We start from the raw sequence: 703 nt of genomic DNA on the forward strand, positions 1-703 counted from the left end.
GACGAGGACGCCCAGGCCGCTGCCCCGGCGGCGGGCGCTCCCCAGCAGCCCGCCTCCGCGCAGCCGATGCCCGAGCAGTCGGTGCCGGAACTCAACCATGCCGCCGCCGACGCCGAGGCGGCGAGGCTGTTCGGCGGAGACGACGACGAGAAGCCGGAGGAGGGGCGGAACGACGAGGCGGAGTCGGGTGACTTCGCCCGATCCGGGGACTCCGGCGCGGAGGGCGACGAGACGGCGGACGTCCGCTCCGATACGGAATCCGCCGCGCCGGCCGATGCCGAGGCCACGTCGGCGGCCGGGGAAGCAGAGCCGGAAACAGAGACCGAGACGGTGCCGGCGCCCGCCGCTCCGGGACCCGCGCCCGCGGCGCAGGGGCAGCAGCCACAGGCGGCGCCCGCCGCGCAGCCCCCCGCCGTGCCCCAGGCCGGTCAGGAGCTTCCGCCGCTGCCCCAGGGCTACGTGCCCGCACAACCCGCGCAGGGAGCACCGCAGCAGGCAGGGCAGCCGGACCAGCAGGCCGCCGGATACGGCTACCCGCAGCCGCCCGTCCAGCCGGTACCGGGGCAGCCCGGGTACCCCACGCCTCCGCAGGGCACGTTCGGCCCGGCCCAGCCTCCCGTCTACCCGGCCCAGCCCCCCGCCTACCCGGCCCAGGGCGGGCACCCCGCACCGGGGGACCCGCGCCAGGCCCCCCAGCCCCCGC

General features: G+C 78.8%; 1 pseudogene. It reads left to right on the forward strand.

Annotated elements, in window-relative coordinates:
* A pseudogene (locus tag C3488_RS41020) lies at positions 1–703 on the forward strand (hypothetical protein); the annotation flags it as partial.

The sequence above is a fragment of the Streptomyces sp. Ru72 genome (assembly GCF_002920635.1).
Classification (GTDB): Bacteria; Actinomycetota; Actinomycetes; order Streptomycetales; family Streptomycetaceae; genus Streptomyces.